Origin of the sequence: Bacillus sp. YC2 (assembly GCF_019891195.1) — a bacterium.
GTDB lineage: Bacteria > Bacillota > Bacilli > Bacillales > Bacillaceae > Bacillus.
Genome location: NZ_JAHXDO010000011.1, coordinates 35,230 through 51,385 on the forward strand (window position 1 = coordinate 35,230; position 16,156 = coordinate 51,385).

26 protein-coding genes are annotated in these 16,156 nt (G+C 41.8%); 16 read left to right on the forward strand and 10 right to left on the reverse strand.

All coding sequences use genetic code 11. The features are described from left to right. Positions 1 to 21 precede the first annotated feature (21 nt). The 4 genes from KY305_RS16085 to lexA all read right to left on the reverse strand — a co-directional run bounded on the left by KY305_RS16085 (position 22) and on the right by lexA (position 2,571). Positions 22 to 471: a YndM family protein gene (locus KY305_RS16085; RefSeq protein ID WP_223063401.1), complete on the reverse strand. Its 450-nt coding sequence runs from the start codon at positions 469 to 471 to the stop codon at positions 22 to 24. Between the two features lie 45 nt (positions 472 to 516). Further along, on the reverse strand, positions 517 to 816 hold the full coding sequence (locus KY305_RS16090; RefSeq protein WP_223063402.1) for a spore coat protein: 300 nt from the start codon (positions 814 to 816) through the stop codon (positions 517 to 519). Then, positions 809 to 1,018, reverse strand: coding sequence for a hypothetical protein (locus tag KY305_RS16095; protein ID WP_223063403.1), 210 nt, complete (start codon positions 1,016 to 1,018; stop codon positions 809 to 811). The genes KY305_RS16090 and KY305_RS16095 overlap by 8 nt, the downstream gene beginning before the upstream one ends. A gap of 932 nt (positions 1,019 to 1,950) precedes the next feature. Beyond that, positions 1,951 to 2,571: a transcriptional repressor LexA gene (gene lexA / locus KY305_RS16100; RefSeq protein ID WP_214799061.1), complete on the reverse strand. Its 621-nt coding sequence runs from the start codon at positions 2,569 to 2,571 to the stop codon at positions 1,951 to 1,953. Positions 2,572 to 2,727: 156 nt separating this feature from the next. Between lexA and yneA the strand changes: the two genes are divergently transcribed. The 6 genes from yneA to KY305_RS16130 all read left to right on the forward strand — a co-directional run bounded on the left by yneA (position 2,728) and on the right by KY305_RS16130 (position 7,083). After that, positions 2,728 to 3,039 carry a cell division suppressor protein YneA gene (gene yneA / locus KY305_RS16105; RefSeq protein ID WP_223063404.1) on the forward strand — a complete coding sequence of 104 codons (312 nt, stop codon included), beginning with the start codon at positions 2,728 to 2,730 and terminating at the stop codon, positions 3,037 to 3,039. Between the two features lie 15 nt (positions 3,040 to 3,054). Further along, positions 3,055 to 3,705 carry a YneB family resolvase-like protein gene (locus KY305_RS16110; RefSeq protein WP_223063405.1) on the forward strand — a complete coding sequence of 217 codons (651 nt, stop codon included), beginning with the start codon at positions 3,055 to 3,057 and terminating at the stop codon, positions 3,703 to 3,705. A gap of 68 nt (positions 3,706 to 3,773) precedes the next feature. Beyond that, positions 3,774 to 4,007: a DUF896 domain-containing protein gene (locus tag KY305_RS16115; protein ID WP_223063406.1), complete on the forward strand. Its 234-nt coding sequence runs from the start codon at positions 3,774 to 3,776 to the stop codon at positions 4,005 to 4,007. 168 nt (positions 4,008 to 4,175) lie between these two features. After that, positions 4,176 to 6,179: a transketolase gene (gene tkt, locus KY305_RS16120; protein ID WP_223063462.1), complete on the forward strand. Its 2,004-nt coding sequence runs from the start codon at positions 4,176 to 4,178 to the stop codon at positions 6,177 to 6,179. Between the two features lie 153 nt (positions 6,180 to 6,332). Continuing rightward, positions 6,333 to 6,779 carry a sporulation inhibitor of replication protein SirA gene (sirA, locus tag KY305_RS16125; RefSeq protein WP_214799050.1) on the forward strand — a complete coding sequence of 149 codons (447 nt, stop codon included), beginning with the start codon at positions 6,333 to 6,335 and terminating at the stop codon, positions 6,777 to 6,779. An 85-nt stretch (positions 6,780 to 6,864) separates the two neighbouring features. Further along, positions 6,865 to 7,083, forward strand: a complete 219-nt coding sequence (locus KY305_RS16130) for a YneF family protein (RefSeq protein WP_003221221.1) — start codon at positions 6,865 to 6,867, stop codon at positions 7,081 to 7,083. Positions 7,084 to 7,162: 79 nt separating this feature from the next. Here KY305_RS16130 and KY305_RS16135 read toward each other — a convergent pair whose 3' ends face one another. After that, positions 7,163 to 7,330, reverse strand: coding sequence for an aspartyl-phosphate phosphatase Spo0E family protein (locus tag KY305_RS16135; RefSeq protein WP_214799048.1), 168 nt, complete (start codon positions 7,328 to 7,330; stop codon positions 7,163 to 7,165). Between the two features lie 202 nt (positions 7,331 to 7,532). On the opposite strand from KY305_RS16135, the gene KY305_RS16140 reads away from it, so the two are divergent. The 3 genes from KY305_RS16140 (at position 7,533) to KY305_RS16150 (ending at position 9,255) form a co-directional block, all read left to right on the forward strand. Then, the gene (locus KY305_RS16140; RefSeq protein ID WP_223063407.1) at positions 7,533 to 8,237 is read left to right on the forward strand and encodes a cytochrome c biogenesis protein CcdA; all 705 of its coding nucleotides are present in this window, start codon (positions 7,533 to 7,535) and stop codon (positions 8,235 to 8,237) included. 84 nt (positions 8,238 to 8,321) lie between these two features. Next, positions 8,322 to 8,684, forward strand: a complete 363-nt coding sequence (locus KY305_RS16145) for a response regulator (RefSeq protein WP_214799043.1) — start codon at positions 8,322 to 8,324, stop codon at positions 8,682 to 8,684. 79 nt (positions 8,685 to 8,763) lie between these two features. Continuing rightward, the gene (locus KY305_RS16150; protein WP_223063408.1) at positions 8,764 to 9,255 is read left to right on the forward strand and encodes a CcdC family protein; all 492 of its coding nucleotides are present in this window, start codon (positions 8,764 to 8,766) and stop codon (positions 9,253 to 9,255) included. A 27-nt stretch (positions 9,256 to 9,282) separates the two neighbouring features. On the opposite strand, the gene KY305_RS16155 is transcribed toward KY305_RS16150, so the two are convergent. The 4 genes from KY305_RS16155 to sspO all read right to left on the reverse strand — a co-directional run bounded on the left by KY305_RS16155 (position 9,283) and on the right by sspO (position 10,732). Beyond that, positions 9,283 to 9,711, reverse strand: a complete 429-nt coding sequence (locus tag KY305_RS16155) for a DUF2621 domain-containing protein (protein WP_061521229.1) — start codon at positions 9,709 to 9,711, stop codon at positions 9,283 to 9,285. Positions 9,712 to 9,944: 233 nt separating this feature from the next. Beyond that, positions 9,945 to 10,316, reverse strand: a complete 372-nt coding sequence (locus KY305_RS16160; protein ID WP_223063409.1) for an Hsp20/alpha crystallin family protein — start codon at positions 10,314 to 10,316, stop codon at positions 9,945 to 9,947. A gap of 93 nt (positions 10,317 to 10,409) precedes the next feature. After that, the gene (locus tag KY305_RS16165; protein WP_061528808.1) at positions 10,410 to 10,556 is read right to left on the reverse strand and encodes a small acid-soluble spore protein P; all 147 of its coding nucleotides are present in this window, start codon (positions 10,554 to 10,556) and stop codon (positions 10,410 to 10,412) included. Between the two features lie 29 nt (positions 10,557 to 10,585). Next, a complete protein-coding gene (gene sspO / locus KY305_RS16170) occupies positions 10,586 to 10,732 on the reverse strand; it encodes an acid-soluble spore protein SspO (RefSeq protein ID WP_061521226.1) in 147 nt (48 codons plus the stop codon). A gap of 229 nt (positions 10,733 to 10,961) precedes the next feature. Between sspO and acnA the strand changes: the two genes are divergently transcribed. The 7 genes from acnA (at position 10,962) to KY305_RS16205 (ending at position 15,752) form a co-directional block, all read left to right on the forward strand. Beyond that, positions 10,962 to 13,688: an aconitate hydratase AcnA gene (gene acnA / locus KY305_RS16175; protein WP_223063410.1), complete on the forward strand. Its 2,727-nt coding sequence runs from the start codon at positions 10,962 to 10,964 to the stop codon at positions 13,686 to 13,688. A gap of 60 nt (positions 13,689 to 13,748) precedes the next feature. Then, a complete protein-coding gene (locus tag KY305_RS16180) occupies positions 13,749 to 14,258 on the forward strand; it encodes a redoxin domain-containing protein (protein ID WP_223063411.1) in 510 nt (169 codons plus the stop codon). 78 nt (positions 14,259 to 14,336) lie between these two features. After that, complete coding sequence (locus tag KY305_RS16185) at positions 14,337 to 14,462, forward strand: FbpB family small basic protein (protein ID WP_012117651.1); 126 nt, start codon at positions 14,337 to 14,339, stop codon at positions 14,460 to 14,462. Between the two features lie 63 nt (positions 14,463 to 14,525). Continuing rightward, the gene (locus KY305_RS16190) at positions 14,526 to 14,672 is read left to right on the forward strand and encodes an acid-soluble spore protein N (RefSeq protein ID WP_003153977.1); all 147 of its coding nucleotides are present in this window, start codon (positions 14,526 to 14,528) and stop codon (positions 14,670 to 14,672) included. Between the two features lie 24 nt (positions 14,673 to 14,696). Next, complete coding sequence (tlp, locus tag KY305_RS16195) at positions 14,697 to 14,939, forward strand: small acid-soluble spore protein Tlp (protein WP_223063412.1); 243 nt, start codon at positions 14,697 to 14,699, stop codon at positions 14,937 to 14,939. A gap of 83 nt (positions 14,940 to 15,022) precedes the next feature. Next, entirely contained in the window at positions 15,023 to 15,439 is a 417-nt protein-coding gene (locus tag KY305_RS16200; protein WP_061521221.1) for a YbgC/FadM family acyl-CoA thioesterase, read from the forward strand. 13 nt (positions 15,440 to 15,452) lie between these two features. Next, positions 15,453 to 15,752: a hypothetical protein gene (locus KY305_RS16205; RefSeq protein WP_223063413.1), complete on the forward strand. Its 300-nt coding sequence runs from the start codon at positions 15,453 to 15,455 to the stop codon at positions 15,750 to 15,752. A 33-nt stretch (positions 15,753 to 15,785) separates the two neighbouring features. Here the strand turns inward: KY305_RS16205 and KY305_RS16210 are convergent, their stop codons facing one another. Beyond that, on the reverse strand, positions 15,786 to 16,073 hold the full coding sequence (locus tag KY305_RS16210) for a HesB/YadR/YfhF family protein (protein ID WP_214799029.1): 288 nt from the start codon (positions 16,071 to 16,073) through the stop codon (positions 15,786 to 15,788). Positions 16,074 to 16,156: the final 83 nt, after the last annotated feature.

Sequence of the window (16,156 nt, forward strand, 5' to 3'; positions counted from 1 at the left end):
AGGAGGCGAAGACCTCCTTTTTTATGTTTTTTCTTTATGATCATTTTCCGGCATTATTTCTTCAGAAGCCTCCGTTTGATAGCGTAACAAAGGGCTTTCTGTCTCTTTTGTGTCTTGGTAATCTTCCGGAAGCACATAATGGCTTAAATACCGATGAAAAAAAGCTTCAAAGACAGAGATGCAAAGCGCAGAAATAACTGATGCCGCGGCCGGAGACACGCCGTAGCTGCTTACGTTCATGAGAAAAATCCACAATATAATAAATGAAATGCCGAAATCGGCGATAACTGAGGTGAAATTGTTTGTTCTCGGAAGAACCATGCAATCACCGGCAAAATAAGTGATTAAACTTAAGAGCAATGTAATAAACAGTACGTTTAAAAAGGATACTTGGTACATACGGTCCAAAATTACATACAGCAATGCTAGAGTGAATGTCGTTTTAGAGGCGAAAGCAATCAAGTGTTTCATTTAAACCACCTTCGTTATGAGGTTTCGGCTGAAATGCCGATTCGTTTACATTTGCGGCAAGTCTTTTGCGGTTTCCGCCGCCTGCATATCAAGGCCGATTTGCCGTGTTATATCGTATGACTGATAAAAACCTTTTTCAGTCATATAATTGTAAATCTGCTCATGCGTATCAATGGCATCATGTAAATACTGCTGGAGCGTTTCCCGCACTTCAGGAGTAGCAGATTCGGTTATGGCAGCTGCAATGTTTCTGACGGCAGCCTTTGCCGTGATTAAAAAATCGGTCGCAATCACTTGTTCAGTCATGCTGCCCATACCGACAAGTTTCTGAAAAAACTCATTCAAGCGTCTCACCTCTTCCGGCCAATAAATGCTTCAGCTGATCAATCTGTGTTCTTGTGTTCGCAGCATCCTGTTCTAATATCGCTTTTAAAGCATCATCCTGAACAAGCCCGGTCATCGTGGACGATTTTGTCAGGCAAAGATTTTTAAAAACAAGCAGTTCGTGAAGCTCTAATGTCTCATGAAGCCCATTCAAAATCTTCATCCCTTTCGTTTAGCACTATTAAAACGTATTGTAAGCAAAACTGAATGGTTTAAACTGGTATTTTGTGGGCGGATGGTGTATTTTTTGTAAAATGTGAATAGACCTGATAAAAACCGAAAGTTAAAATACGTAAAAAAGGGGGGGCATTGAAAAAAATATGGATAGTAATTGCTGTTTTTTTGTCTTTTTTGCGGAATACAGTCTGTTAGTGCCGCTACAACTGACTTTGAATTGAAAACGAGTTTTACATTGGATGGAGATGCTAAGGAGTTTTACATTGGATGGAGATGCTAAGGAGTTTTATATTGATGACCCCGGGACTGTTACAGCTGACGATTATTTTTTAGGATACAAGTTCACAATTTTGAATAGCTCTTCATGCGGGTTAAATACGAAGCGAACGAAATTTTTATACATTAAGTGCTAAAATCTTCAGCGGCAGCTGGTTAAACCTCAGTGCTGAGGATAAAAAATGATTGATCCATACCATAAATACAGAATATTAATCGAAAGCGCTTCAAACCTTTGTGAACCAGCACATATAAAAGGATTTTACGGCGCGGGATATTATCATTTTGATTAAAAAAACGAACTCCGCTGTTTGTAAACAATGCTTCGGTGATTAGATACTTATTGTACTATGTACTAAATTTTCATATTTAAAAATATTCGCCGCTCAATAAAAACTGCATAAAACATTGATGATTCCCCCGATCAAATCAATAAAGACTGCACCTCGGTAAAAAAGTTTCCTTCAAGAAACATTATTAGTTGATTTCAAAACCAAAATGTTGGATAATAAGGATGTAAGCATGATGTAAGTTTTTCCTCCTTAGCAGGTTCGTTTCCAAGCCAGGACGAACCTGTTTTTTATACAATGAAAAACCCCTTTTCAAAAAAGGGGTTTTTAAAATAATGTAAGTTTAATAGAATCAATGAACGGTTCTGAATACGCCGATGACTTTTCCGAGAATACTTACATTTTGCAGGATAATCGGTTCCATCGTCGGATTTTCCGGCTGCAGACGCACGTAATTCTCTTCTTTATAGAAGCGCTTGACCGTCGCTTCATCATCTTCAGTCATAGCCACGACGATTTCTCCGTTATTCGCCGTATTTTGCTGTTTGACAATGACGTAGTCTTTGTCAAAAATGCCGGCGTCAATCATACTTTCACCCATAATTTCTAACATAAACACATGTTCACCCGGGGGAACCATGCGATCCGGAAGAGGGAAATATTCGTCGATATTTTCAACGGCCGTAATCGGCATTCCAGCTGTTACTTTTCCGATAACGGGAACGTTTACGACCTGGCTTTTCGGTATTTGAACTTCTTCTTCATCCAATACCTCTATCGCCCTCGGTTTAGTAGGATCCCGTCTGATCAGACCTTTTGTCTCCAACCGCGCCAAATGCCCATGGACGGTTGAACTGGAGGCCAGTCCTACAGCTTCTCCAATCTCTCTTACAGAAGGCGGATACCCTTTAGTTTTGACTTCTTCTTTAATAAATCGCAGGATATCAAGTTGCCTTTTTGATAGCTTCGTCATTTTTCGCACCTCAAAACGTCGATTTTAAGTAGATTATAGCATGATTTTCCTGACAGTACAAACATAGGTTCGAAAAAAACGATTGACAGAAACGTTTGTTCGTATATACTGAGTGATATGAAAAGCGAACAAACATTCTTATTGGAGGTTGTTTTGATGGCTAAAGAATCTATCATATTTGTCGGTCTGTTCACTGCGATTTTAGGCGCTGCTATTTTACTTGTCTCTTGTGCGGGCAGCGATCAAGGGCTTGGCCAGTATGTTAAAATAAAAGTTCAGGACGGCGATACACTGTGGTCACTTGCAGATCATGTGGCTGAGAAGAAAAAGATCGATAAAGAGGATTTCATTGAATGGGTGACGGAGAATAACCATCTCCAAACCGCTGATATAAAACCGGGAGACGAGCTGATTCTTCCTTTGAAGAAGGAGCATCCGGCCGCGTATCAGCTGGCAATCGTCAAATAGAGAGGACAGAGAGAAATGAAGGCGCTCATTTATGCCCGTGTAAGCACAAACAAAGAACAGCAGCAAACGTCTTTAAAAAGACAAGAAGAGGAGCTTAGTGAGATCGCAGCAGCAAACGGCATGGAAGTCGTAAAAGTCATTTCTGAAAAAGCCAGCGGTTATGAAATGGACCGTGACGGGGTATTTGAAATGCTTGATGAAATTAAAAAATCAGACATTGATGCGATATTGGTGCAGGACGAAACAAGGCTCGGCAGGGGAAATGCCAAAATCGCGCTTTTGCACTGTATCTATAGGGAAAGCGTAAAAATTTATACGACAGCCCATAAAGGAGAACTTGAACTTTCAGAAGCCGATTCGATGGTGCTTGAAATAGTCAGTATTGTTGAGGAATATCAAAGAAAGATTCATAATATGAAAATCAGGCGCGGTATGAAAAGAGCGGTCAAAAACGGCTATAAACCTGAGCGGAACTTAAAAAACAGACATGAAAACAGCGGGAAAGATAAGATAGAGGTCCCTATTTCAGAAATTGTCCGGCTCAGAGCCAATAAGCTCACCTTTGCAGAGATCGCAGCCACCTTAAGAGGTTTCGGCTATGATGTGTCAAAAGCCACGGTTCACCGGCGCTTTCAGGAATATACACAGGACAAAGAGGACAGCTGACGTGCATCAGTTGTAAAACACACCATGATTTAGTAGTATATAATCAACACGCACCAAAGGAGCTTATTATGATTTCTAAAGAAAAAATTGCGAGAATTAACGAACTGGCTCAAAAAGCAAAGGCAAACACGATAACAGATGAGGAAAAAGCGGAACAGCAAAAGCTGCGCCAAGAGTATCTGAAAGGCTTCCGCTCTTCAATGAAAAATACATTAAAAAGCGTAAAAATCATTGATCCGGAAGGCAATGACGTCACTCCAGAAAAATTAAAAAGAGAACAACAAAATAATAAACTTCATTAAAAAAGAAAGAATACGGCAATATCGTATTCTTTTTTCGTATATACTAATACCAAACCTTGCTTTACGACAAAATTCAACAAGTTTATCTCAAATTTAAGCTGAAAGAGTTGAGAAAAAGTCGGCATCGCTTTATGATGAAAGGGTACAACAATAAGGAAGGGGATTATGATGGATACAATTGAAAAGAAATCAGTTGCCACCATACGTACACTATCTATAGACGCTATTGAAAAAGCAAATTCCGGACATCCGGGCATGCCGATGGGGGCTGCGCCGATGGCTTACACATTATGGACGAATTTTATGAATGTGAATCCGCAGAATCCGAGCTGGTTTAACCGCGACCGCTTTGTATTATCTGCTGGACACGGCTCAATGCTTTTATACAGCATGCTGCACTTGAGCGGATATGATCTCAGCATTGACGATCTCAAACAATTCCGCCAATGGGGAAGCAAAACACCGGGACATCCGGAGTTCGGACATACGGCAGGTGTAGACGCAACGACTGGGCCTCTTGGTCAGGGTATCGCTATGGCAGTCGGCATGGCGCTGGCTGAACGCCATTTGGCTGAAACATATAACCGTGATTCATTCAACGTGGTTGATCATTATACATACGGCATTTGCGGTGACGGCGATCTGATGGAAGGTATCTCTTCTGAAGCTGCTTCGCTTGCAGGCCATCTTCAATTAGGCCGGCTTATCGTACTGTACGATTCTAATGACATTTCTTTAGACGGCGATTTAGACCGCTCTTTCTCTGAAAATGTCAAACAGCGTTTTGAAGCTATGAATTGGGAAGTCCTTTATGTAGAGGACGGAAACAATATTAATGAATTGACGGCGGCGATTGAAAAAGCGCGCCAAAATGATACAAAACCGACATTAATCGAAGTGAAAACAACAATCGGATTCGGTTCTCCAAACCGTGCGGGCACATCAGGCGTTCACGGTGCTCCGCTAGGAAAAGAGGAGAGCAAGCTGACGAAAGAAGCATATGCTTGGACATTTGAAGAGGATTTCCATGTTCCAGAAGAAGTGTATGAGCATTTCCATAAAGCTGTTAAAGAAGCCGGAGAGAAAAAAGAACAGGAATGGAATGAGCTGTTCTCCGCTTATCAAGAAAAATATCCTGAGCTTGCGGAAGAGCTGTCACTCGGCATCAAAGGTGAACTTCCGAAAGACTGGGATCAAGAGGTTCCGGTTTATGAAAAAGGAAGCAGCCTTGCTTCACGAGCGTCTTCTGGTGAGGTTCTGAACGGCATCGCTAAAAAAGTTCCTTTCTTTGTCGGAGGATCTGCGGATTTAGCAGGCTCAAACAAAACGACAATAAAAAATGCGGGAGACTGTACGGCAAAAGACTACTCCGGCAAAAATTTCTGGTTCGGTGTTCGTGAATTTGCCATGGGAGCAGCCTTAAACGGAATGGCTCTTCACGGCGGCCTTCGCGTCTTCGGCGGTACATTCTTTGTATTCTCCGATTATTTAAGACCGGCGATTCGTCTTGCTTCATTAATGGGGCTCCCTGTGACATATGTTTTCACACATGACAGCATTGCAGTAGGTGAGGACGGTCCTACTCACGAACCGATTGAGCAGCTTGCTTCTTTACGAGCGCTTCCGAATCTTTCCGTTATCAGACCTGCTGACGGAAATGAGACTGCGGCTGCCTGGAAGCTCGCAGTTCAAAGCAAAGATCATCCGACGGCGCTTGTGCTGACACGTCAAAATCTGCCTACCATCGATCAGTCGGCTGATGAAGCGGCAACAGGAGTAGAAAAAGGAGCGTATGTCGTATCTAAAGCTCAAACGGATTCACCGGATGCTCTTCTTTTAGCTACAGGATCTGAAGTCGGGCTTGCGATTGAAGCACAGGCCAAGCTTGCTGAAGAAAACATTCAAGTATCAGTAGTCAGCATGCCGAGCTGGGATCGTTTTGAAAAACAATCTGCAGAGTACAAAAACAGCGTGCTTCCGCCGAATGTGACAAAACGTCTTGCGATTGAAATGGGCTCTTCATTCGGATGGGGCAAATTCACCGGCCTTGACGGAGAGGTTCTCGGAATTGACCGCTTTGGCGCTTCCGCTCCGGGAGAAACAATTATGAAGGAATACGGTTTTACAGCAGAAAACGTGGCTGACCGCGTGAAGAAACTAGTAAACAAATAATGCTGACAAAAGAGGATGAGTCAAATCATCCTCTTTTTCATGTATATACGACAAAAATAGAAGGGGCGCCGTAACAGTAATAGACAATTCTTTCTTTTCTTCTTTTGTATAATAGAGAGCAATAAATGAAGTGCTGTAAAAGGGGATGAGGAAATGGAACGTCATTACTATACGTACCTGATCAAGGATGAGTTTGCGAACCACTATTTCGGGCGGGAAACCGCTATGTTTGAGCTGTTTCAAGACTATCATTGGACGAATCTAACACCCCAGCAATATCAAATGATTGAAAAGCAAATTCAATATATAACAGAACCGATTCCGGTATTACATATGCATCAGCGTCTGCAGCTGCATTTAAATCGTGTGAGTTACAGCCGTTTGGATTCGATTTACCGACTGACTCTGCCGAAAGCAAAGGGCCATGCCTCTTTTATGATGAAAGAAAACTTGATTGAGATTGCGGCATCCGGAGATTATGAGGCAGAAACGATTTTCTTTGAGATTCTCCGTAAAATCAGTCCGTGCTTTCTTGCTATGGATTTTAGAACGCGGCGGTATGGGTGGTTAAATCCGGTCAAGGAAAGAAATTTTGTCTAAAACCGAAGAAAAAGAGATGTAAATGTTGTATAATAGCATTTGGTTTAGTACACTTTAAACTAGACAACATGAAGGAGGAAATAAAATGACTTTATGGGTTGGCATCCTAGTGGGCGTTGTGGCATTGCTCATAGGTGTTGCACTCGGGTTTTTTATTGCTCGTAAATATATGATGAGCTATTTGAAAAAGAATCCGCCTATTAATGAACAAATGTTACGCATGATGATGATGCAAATGGGAATGAAACCTTCTCAAAAGAAAATTAACCAAATGATGAAAGCCATGAATAATCAAACGAAATAATACGTAAAGATTATGATATAGAGAAACATGGTTATAAAATAAAAAACCCGGTGAGGGTTTTTTATTTTGGCATCATTTTTCACCCCATACTGCTGGCGTGCAGTTCCTTTTGATATTGTATGAGAAGGTGGTCTAGCTCCTGGCTGAGTTCTATCGTAATGTGAGATGTCATTCCGTTCGTCGTGACGATTTGAAGCAGCTCTGCCCGTTTCTTTTCAATTTCATTTAATAGATGCTCTCTAATCACAGGGATATATCCTTTCATACATAAATCTTTCATTGATTGTTATTATTATATCCACATTTATACTGTTTTTCAAATAAGAAGGAGTATAATGTCTCGATGTCAAATTAAATTATATAAGCTTTTTCTATAAAAAGTAATCCTTCGAGGAAAAGTGTTAAAAAAATGAAATGATTTTGTCATAACTTGAAAGGAGTGTGTCACGGTGAGTTTTAATTACTTTCTGACATTTGGGGCTGGTTTTCTGTCTTTCATTTCTCCATGCTGCCTGCCGTTGTATCCAGCTTTTTTGTCATATATAACGGGCGTCAGTATGGATGAGGTCAAAACAGAAAAAGTACTTTTACAAAAGCGCGGTTTGTTCCATACGCTTTGTTTTTTGCTTGGTTTCTCAGTGATTTTTATCGCGCTGGGCTACGGAACCTCGTTTATCGGCAGTTTGTTTACGCATTATCATGAAGTAATCAGGCAGCTCGGCGCCATTTTGCTGATATTGTTCGGCCTGATTACAGCCGGTGTGTTCCAGCCAAAGATGATGATGAAAGAGCGGCGGATTCATTTTAAGCACCGGCCGGGAGGATTTGTCGGTTCCATTCTGATAGGGCTCGCTTTTGCTGCCGGCTGGTCGCCTTGCAGCGGGCCAATTTTAGGAGCTGTTTTTTCTTTGGCGGGTACGAATCCTTCTTCTGCAGTGCCGTACATGATTTTATATGTACTCGGGTTTGCCATTCCATTTCTTATTCTCTCTTTTTTTATTACAAGGATGAATTGGATTCGCAAACACCAGCTTCTTATGATGAGAGCAGGCGGTATTCTCATGATAGTGATCGGGGTTATGCTGTTTTTTAATTGGATGAGCTTTATCCTGATCATTCTGTCAAATCTTTTTGGAGGATTCACAGGACTGTAAGGAATAAATAACTTTTGAACTATTATATACCCTTTTGTTTTTGGTACAATAAGACTAGTGAATGTTGAATATCTGGAGGGAAATATGACACGAGTTTTAGTTGTAGATGACGCCAAGTTCATGAGGGTGAAAATCAGAGAAATCCTGGAATCGGCGAATTACATAGTAGCCGGAGAAGCAGCGGACGGCGAGGAAGCGTCGGCTCTGTATCAAAAACTCCGGCCCGACCTGGTGACAATGGACATTACCATGCCGGTGAAAAACGGCATCAAGGCGCTTAAAGATATTTTATCTTTTGATCCGAAAGCGAATGTCATCATGTGCACCGCGATGCGCCAGCAGCGGATCGTCCTGGAGGCGATTGAATTAGGCGCGAAAGACTTTATCGTCAAGCCGTTTGAGGAATCGAAAGTCCTGGAGGCCGTGGCCCGTGTAATGGGGGCCTAAACGTGTTTTCTTTTCAAATTGGTTTTTTTTATGTTTTTGGAGTATAGTATATAGTATCAAACTCCGTGCAAGCAAAGGAATGATAAATATGATGATTATAATTTCATCCGTTATTGCAGCGGTCATGGCAATTGCCGTGATGATTGTCAGGATTAAATCCTCCGACAAGCCAGCTTCACCGAAAAAAATTATTCTCCCGCCGATCTTTATGAGCACGGGAGCGCTTATGTTTTTTATTCCGTTCTTCAGAGTGACTGGTGAAGAGTTTTTGGAAGCCATTACATTAGGCGTCATTTTCTCTATTTTTCTAATAAAAACTTCTAAATTTGAAATTAAAAATAATGAAATCTACTTAAAGCGGTCAAAGGCGTTTGTCTTTATCCTGATCGGTTTATTGGTCATCAGAATTGCAATGAAATCCATTTTAAGCACGACGATTGATTACGGAGCTTTAAGCGGGATGTTTTGGATTTTAGCCTTCGGAATGATCGTGCCTTGGCGGATCGCCATGTTCGTTTCTTACCGCAAGCTTTCGAATGAGCTGAAGACTGCTGATATTCAGATGAATTAAAACCTTTCCGTCTGCCGGAAAGGTTTTTTATTTGAGCAGAGTGCGGTAAGGCGTGAGGTCAATCTGTTTTTCACGAAGATGCTTTTTCAGAAATTGATGATCACGTTTAGGGGTTGCCAGTATATAACCTCTGATAATTAAGTCCTGGTTCATTTGTTCCGCTTCTTCTTGTAAAGAAAGTTCACCGATCTTTCCGGCGATTTTAGCTTTCGCGACGTCTCTGAACAGCTCCGGCACGGGAGCGACCAACTCATCCAAAAATGCTTTGTCGTGCGGACTCCATAAGTGTCTGCTTTTTTCAATGTAATAGTCCTGCCAATCCAGTTCTGACCGGCCGTCTTCTTTTGGTAAGCGTTTTAAAAATTTCCGAAACATAAAAAACCCGCCGATTGACAATAAACCGATCATCACGATGACCCAAAATAAAATAAACCACATAAACCAGCCTGCCAGCATAATTCTACCGCCTCCTTACTTTAACCATATTGTATACGAAGTAAGAATAGAAGAACATGAAAAAAAGAATAGAAAAAATGATAGACGTCTAGTCAAATGAATTGATAGATCATATTCTATTGTATAGTGATTCTGCTATTTGGCCATGGGAGACTCACTTTTGAGGGTATATGACAAAAACGAGCGGACAAAAAAGTCACTTTCATTGAGGGATGAAAGTGACTTTTTATGTCTTATAGCGGGAATTGAAAGGAGAAAGAGGCGGGGGTCTCATTTGTTTCCTTATTCATGGAAACGGTCAAAATATGATTTGTGAAGTCTGTGTAAATATGTTTGTCATTCAAGTAAAAGGGGAGCATCATTTGTTTTTTCAGCGTCCGTTCAGCAGATTTGACAGCCAAAATGAATTCACGGCCTGAAAGCGTGACGGTCAACATCTGGACGGGCTGCAAAGCTGTCAGATCGGCTTCAATTATATATTGCTGACTTGTTTCATATAAATCAATCGGCAGTGTTTCGTCATACCAAGCATATGGATCCTCGTAAAATTGCCGCAGCCATTCTTCCATATCATCGAATTCTTCATCATTTTTTGAGTGGTTCATGGAAGCATACCTCCATATTAAAAACCTTGCTATAACGTATGCAAAAGGGGCAAATGGGTGAATGTAACAAAAAAACAGACACTAAGGTCTGTTTTACATATCGTGGCTTGAATTATGTTTTTGTCTAGTATGGTTGCGGTTTTTCACTTTTTTGCTTCCGCTTAACGGTTCCGGCTGGCCGGGATTCTGACCTTTCGGCGCATTTTTATGCATATCTTTGCTTGAGTTTTTATTCGTCATCAAAAAAGCCTCCTTTTAAGGTGTGACGGCTATTGGTTTGTTTTTCTCTTTTTGTTGTTCTGCCGCTGTTCTTCCGTCAGGACAAGCTGGTCATTTTCTATATAACCGGCGCCTTTTCCCTGGCTTTTCGCATCATTCATGCCGTTAATCACATGATTGGCTTTCCGTTTTACCATGTTCATCACCTCATCATTAATATGGCTTGTTCCGGCGGTTAGTATGAGGGAAGAAACCGGACAAAATTTACCGAAAATACGCTGATAAGACGATCTTATTGTATTTAATAAAAACATTGATATTTACTTATGTATGATTTTATACTAAGATGAAATTGTGAGAAAATTGTGATGGAATGTAACATTCATCTAAAGAAAGATCTTGATCTTTGAAGGGGGATTTTGGAGAATGACAAATCAGCAAAAAGTCGCAACACAAGACGTTTTCCAAGCGAAAAAAACATTTTCTTCTAACGGGAAAACATATCACTATTATTCATTAAAAGCATTGGAAGACGCAGGGGTCGGCAATGTTTCAAAACTTCCTTATTCTATTAAGGTTCTGCTGGAATCCGTTTTGCGTCAGGTAGACGGACGCGTGATTACAAAAGAACATGTCGAAAATTTAGCAAAATGGGGTACTGCTGAATTAAAAGACATTGACGTGCCTTTTAAACCGTCACGGGTTATTTTGCAAGACTTTACAGGAGTTCCTGCTGTGGTTGACCTGGCATCTTTGAGAAAAGCGATGGCATCTGTCGGCGGAGATCCGGACAAAATCAATCCTGAAATCCCGGTTGACCTGGTCATTGACCACTCTGTGCAAGTAGACAAAGCGGGTACGGAAGATGCGTTAGCCATTAATATGGACTTAGAATTCGAAAGAAATGCAGAACGTTACAAATTTTTAAGCTGGGCAAAGAAAGCGTTTAATAATTATCAGGCTGTTCCGCCTGCAACAGGTATCGTGCATCAGGTAAACCTTGAGTTTTTAGCAAGTGTCGTTCATACGAAAGATGAAGACGGAGAACTTGTAACATATCCTGACACACTCGTCGGTACAGACTCCCATACGACAATGATCAACGGTATCGGCGTTCTCGGCTGGGGTGTCGGCGGGATTGAGGCAGAAGCAGGAATGCTCGGCCAGCCTTCATATTTCCCAGTTCCTGAGGTAATCGGCGCGAAACTTGTCGGAAAACTGCCGAACGGAACAACAGCAACTGACTTGGCGCTGAAAGTTACTCAGGTGCTTCGTGAAAAAGGCGTTGTAAATAAATTCGTTGAATTCTTCGGACCGGGTGTCGCTGAACTTCCGCTTGCTGATCGGGCTACAATCGCCAATATGGCGCCGGAATACGGGGCGACATGCGGATTCTTCCCGGTTGATGGGGAAGCTCTTGCTTACTTGCGCCTGACAGGCCGTGACGAAGAGCAAATCGACGTTGTAGAAGCATATTGCCGCAATAACGGGTTATTCTTTACGCCTGATGCAGAAGAGCCTAGCTTCACAGACATCGTGGAAATCGATTTGTCAAAAATTGAAGCGAACTTATCAGGTCCAAAACGTCCGCAAGATTTAATTCCGCTTTCTGTGATGCAGGAAACATTTAAAAAGCATCTCGTAAGCCCTGCCGGCAACCAAGGATTCGGACTGGAAGCTGCAGAAGCTAATAAAGAAATCTCTTTCAAGTTGCTTAACGGCGAAGAAACAGTGATGAAAACAGGGGCAATTGCGATCGCAGCCATTACAAGCTGTACGAATACGTCAAACCCTTACGTGTTAATCGGTGCCGGACTCGTTGCGAAAAAAGCGGTTGAATTAGGACTGAAAGTGCCAAATTACGTTAAAACATCGCTTGCTCCGGGATCAAAGGTTGTTACGGGTTACTTAGTAAACTCAGGGCTTCTTCCTTACATGAAAGAACTCGGTTTTAACCTTGTCGGATATGGCTGTACGACATGTATCGGAAACTCAGGCCCGCTTTCTCCTGAAATTGAAGAAGCAGTTGCTGAAAATGATCTTTTGATCACTTCTGTTCTTTCAGGAAACCGTAACTTTGAAGGCCGGATTCATCCGCTTGTCAAAGGAAACTATCTTGCTTCTCCGCCGCTTGTTGTAGCATACGCATTAGCGGGAACAGTTAACATTAACTTGAAAAGTGATCCGATCGGTGTCGGAAAAGACGGACAAAACGTTTACTTCGATGACATCTGGCCGTCAATGGATGAAATCAATTTACTTGTTAAACAAACGGTTACTCCTGAATTGTTCCGTAAAGAATATGAAACCGTATTTGACGACAACCAGCGCTGGAATGAAATCGAAACAACGGACGAAGCATTGTATAAATGGGATAATGATTCCACTTACATTCAAAACCCGCCGTTCTTTGAAGAAATGTCTGTAGAGCCTGGAAAAGTCGAGCCGTTAAGAGCCCTTCGCGTAGTCGGTAAATTCGGCGACTCTGTTACGACAGACCACATTTCTCCGGCCGGAGCGATCGGCAAAGATACACCAGCTGGTAAATACCTGCAGGAAAAAGGCGTTTCGCCTCGTGACTTTAACTCCTACGGTTCACGCCGCGGAAACCATGAAGTCATGATGAGAGGAACATTTGCAAATATCCGTATTAAAAACCAAATCGCACCGGGCACAGAAGGCGGCTACACGACATATTGGCCTACTGGTGAAGTTACATCCATTTATGACGCTTGTATGCGATATAAAGAAGACAAAACAGGCCTTGTCGTCCTTGCGGGTAAAGACTATGGTATGGGTTCTTCGCGTGACTGGGCGGCAAAAGGAACAAACCTGCTCGGAATTAGAACCGTTATTGCCGAAAGCTTTGAAAGAATTCACAGAAGCAACCTCGTCTTTATGGGTGTGCTGCCGCTTCAATTTAAACAAGGTGAAAGCGCGGATACACTCGGCTTAACCGGAAAAGAAGTCATTGAGGTGGATGTAGATGAATCAGTTCGTCCTCGAGACTTGCTGACAGTCAGAGCGACTAGTGAAGATGGCACAGTCAAAACATTCGAAGTTATCGTCCGCTTTGACAGTGAAGTGGAAATTGATTACTATCGCCATGGCGGCATTTTACAAATGGTGCTTCGCGATAAAATGAAACAGTAGTATAAACAGAAGAGAGAAAGCAATACTGCTTTCTCTTCTTTTTATGCGGGGGTATGTGCGATGCTCATGAAATGGCTTGCCGGAATTTTTCTTATCGGATTAGTAGCGTACGCGGGCTGGAATATATATGCCGTACAAAAAAGCCCAAAAGAAGGCATTGAAGAAGGGATGAAGGCGCCTGACTTTACGCTTGAAACACTGTCAGGGGAAAACAGCTCATTGTCTGACTATAAAGGAAAAAAAGTGCTCCTGAATTTTTGGGCGACGTGGTGTAAGCCATGCCGTCAAGAAATGCCGGATATGCAAGAACTGCAAAAGGAATATCCTGATGTTGCGGTAGTGGCCGTGAATTTTACGTCCTCCGAAAAAAACAGTCAAACCGTGAAGTCGTTTGCCGGCACATACCATTTAACCTTTCCGATCCTGATTGACAAAATCGGAGTGAACGCGGATTTTAACGTACTGTCTTACCCAACAACGTACATACTTGATGAAAACGGCACCATTCAGCATATCCGTGTCGGAACAATGACAAAAAAAGAAATGAAACAAAAACTGGATCTCAAGTAGAGATTCAGTTTTTTTATGCTGAAAGGCTTATCATTTAAAAAATTGGAAAAAATGAAAGAAAACACGGAGGTGAGAAGATTGAAAAAAATGAGAAAACGCTCTTTTCATGAATTGGTTATGGAAAATAAGCGTGAGTTGATGACCAACACGGAATACTTGAATCAGCTTGAGGAAAAGCTGGAACAGCGGTTCAAACAAAAATAACCTTTAATTTGCAGTCATGTTTGCTCCTCCTTTTGCGAAATATACTCTTAAGGAGGGATGAACATGGGTATAAACAAGAAAGACGGCCAGCCGCAATACGCTCCCAGCCATTTAGGGACAAAGCCTGTTAAATATAAACGCAACAAAGGGGAAAAATTTCATGACAAATCAAATGGACATCCGATTGTCATGCAAACAAAGGGCGAATAACACGATAAAAGGAGAACAGACAATATGACGAATCAATACCGAAAACCAAATCCTGATGACCGTTCTGACAACGTTGAAAAACTGCAGGATATGGTGCAAAATACAATTGAAAATATAGAAGAAGCAAAAGAATCAATGGAATTCGCGACCGAAGAAGAAAAACAGCGGATTCAGGAAAAAAACGCCAGACGAAATGAAAGCATTGAATCTTTTCGCAATGAGATTCAAGATGAATCCGCTGCGAGAGAAAATGGATATAAGTCATAAAAACCAGGGAAACCTGGTTTTTTCTCTTTCCTTCATGTTGTGATAAAATAGGGCTAATCTGAATGATAAGGGAGCAGAGAACGTTGCATGTGTCAAAAAAAGAAATAGAAGTGCGTTACGCGGAAACAGATCAAATGGGAATTGTGTATCATGCCAACTACTTAATCTGGATGGAAGTCGGCAGAACGGCATTAATTAAAGACCTCGGTTTTTTATACAGTGACATGGAGGAAAGAGGGGTTCTTTCACCGGTCGTCGACATTAACATTTCTTATAAAAAACCGCTCCGTTACGGTGAAACGGCTGCCGTACATACGTGGATTGAGGAATATAACGGTTTTAAAACCGTGTACGGCTATCACATTTATAACCCGCAAAATGAACTTGCGATCGAAGCGTCATCTTCTCATATCTGTGTCGATAAACAAAGCTTCAAGCCGATTCAGTTCCGTAAGGCTTTTCCTGATTGGCATGCCGCTTACGAAAAGGCAAAAAAATAAGGAGCGGCTGAACATGGCATTTGGGATTACACGCAGTGAACTGAAACGATGGAAAGAAGCTGTTTCCAGAGGAGAGATCGCTTTTTTAACGCATTATTGGCTGGATGACCGCTTTCCGAACGCAAAAACCGTGACGAAGGTCGGTTCAAGCGACATTGATAAACTGATCAGCTGGGGAGCGGAATACGGGCTGAAACCGGAATGGATTCACCGAAAAGATGAATATCCGCATTTTGATCTGCTTGGAGAGACGCAAAAAAGCATTTTAGAGGAAGAACATCTGACAGAGCATCTGACTCGATTCCGGCTATAAAAAAGAACGCATGCGATATGCGTTCTTTTTTCTTTATTGGTAATCAAATACCGGCTCTTCTGACTGATCAGAGTATGTGACGGATAAATCGTGGTTATCAAAGTACCATAAGTCACTCTCTTCAATGAAGAAGGTGATGCCTCCGATTTCCGTACTGATCCCGATGCTCTGCGGTTCATCTTTTGAAACACCGAGGGAAAAGCCTTTTTGTACACTGCTGCAGCCGCCGTAGCGTACAAAGAAACGCACCTGATCGCCGCTTTCTAAATCAAGCTCTTCTTTGTACCAATTCAGCGCGTCTTCGTTAATTTTCATGTTCATGCCGAACACTCCTTTTTTTGTAACTCACAAAGAAATTATCTCTATTATAAACGCATATGGCTTTTCGCTGTCAAAAATGAAGT

Coding starts and splice junctions, on each gene's coding strand:
- KY305_RS16085 (WP_223063401.1), bottom strand. CDS start 471: ATGAAACACTTGATTGCTTTCGCCTCTAAAACGACATTCACTCTAGCA.
- KY305_RS16095 (WP_223063403.1), bottom strand. CDS start 1,018: ATGAAGATTTTGAATGGGCTTCATGAGACATTAGAGCTTCACGAACTG.
- lexA (WP_214799061.1), bottom strand. CDS start 2,571: ATGACGAAGCTATCAAAAAGGCAACTTGATATCCTGCGATTTATTAAA.
- yneA (WP_223063404.1), top strand. CDS start 2,728: ATGGCTAAAGAATCTATCATATTTGTCGGTCTGTTCACTGCGATTTTA.
- KY305_RS16110 (WP_223063405.1), top strand. CDS start 3,055: ATGAAGGCGCTCATTTATGCCCGTGTAAGCACAAACAAAGAACAGCAG.
- KY305_RS16115 (WP_223063406.1), top strand. CDS start 3,774: ATGATTTCTAAAGAAAAAATTGCGAGAATTAACGAACTGGCTCAAAAA.
- tkt (WP_223063462.1), top strand. CDS start 4,176: ATGGATACAATTGAAAAGAAATCAGTTGCCACCATACGTACACTATCT.
- sirA (WP_214799050.1), top strand. CDS start 6,333: ATGGAACGTCATTACTATACGTACCTGATCAAGGATGAGTTTGCGAAC.
- KY305_RS16130 (WP_003221221.1), top strand. CDS start 6,865: ATGACTTTATGGGTTGGCATCCTAGTGGGCGTTGTGGCATTGCTCATA.
- KY305_RS16145 (WP_214799043.1), top strand. CDS start 8,322: ATGACACGAGTTTTAGTTGTAGATGACGCCAAGTTCATGAGGGTGAAA.
- KY305_RS16150 (WP_223063408.1), top strand. CDS start 8,764: ATGATAAATATGATGATTATAATTTCATCCGTTATTGCAGCGGTCATG.
- KY305_RS16155 (WP_061521229.1), bottom strand. CDS start 9,711: ATGCTGGCAGGCTGGTTTATGTGGTTTATTTTATTTTGGGTCATCGTG.
- KY305_RS16160 (WP_223063409.1), bottom strand. CDS start 10,316: ATGAACCACTCAAAAAATGATGAAGAATTCGATGATATGGAAGAATGG.
- KY305_RS16165 (WP_061528808.1), bottom strand. CDS start 10,556: ATGACGAATAAAAACTCAAGCAAAGATATGCATAAAAATGCGCCGAAA.
- sspO (WP_061521226.1), bottom strand. CDS start 10,732: ATGGTAAAACGGAAAGCCAATCATGTGATTAACGGCATGAATGATGCG.
- acnA (WP_223063410.1), top strand. CDS start 10,962: ATGACAAATCAGCAAAAAGTCGCAACACAAGACGTTTTCCAAGCGAAA.
- KY305_RS16180 (WP_223063411.1), top strand. CDS start 13,749: ATGCTCATGAAATGGCTTGCCGGAATTTTTCTTATCGGATTAGTAGCG.
- KY305_RS16190 (WP_003153977.1), top strand. CDS start 14,526: ATGGGTATAAACAAGAAAGACGGCCAGCCGCAATACGCTCCCAGCCAT.
- tlp (WP_223063412.1), top strand. CDS start 14,697: ATGACGAATCAATACCGAAAACCAAATCCTGATGACCGTTCTGACAAC.
- KY305_RS16205 (WP_223063413.1), top strand. CDS start 15,453: ATGGCATTTGGGATTACACGCAGTGAACTGAAACGATGGAAAGAAGCT.
- KY305_RS16210 (WP_214799029.1), bottom strand. CDS start 16,073: ATGAACATGAAAATTAACGAAGACGCGCTGAATTGGTACAAAGAAGAG.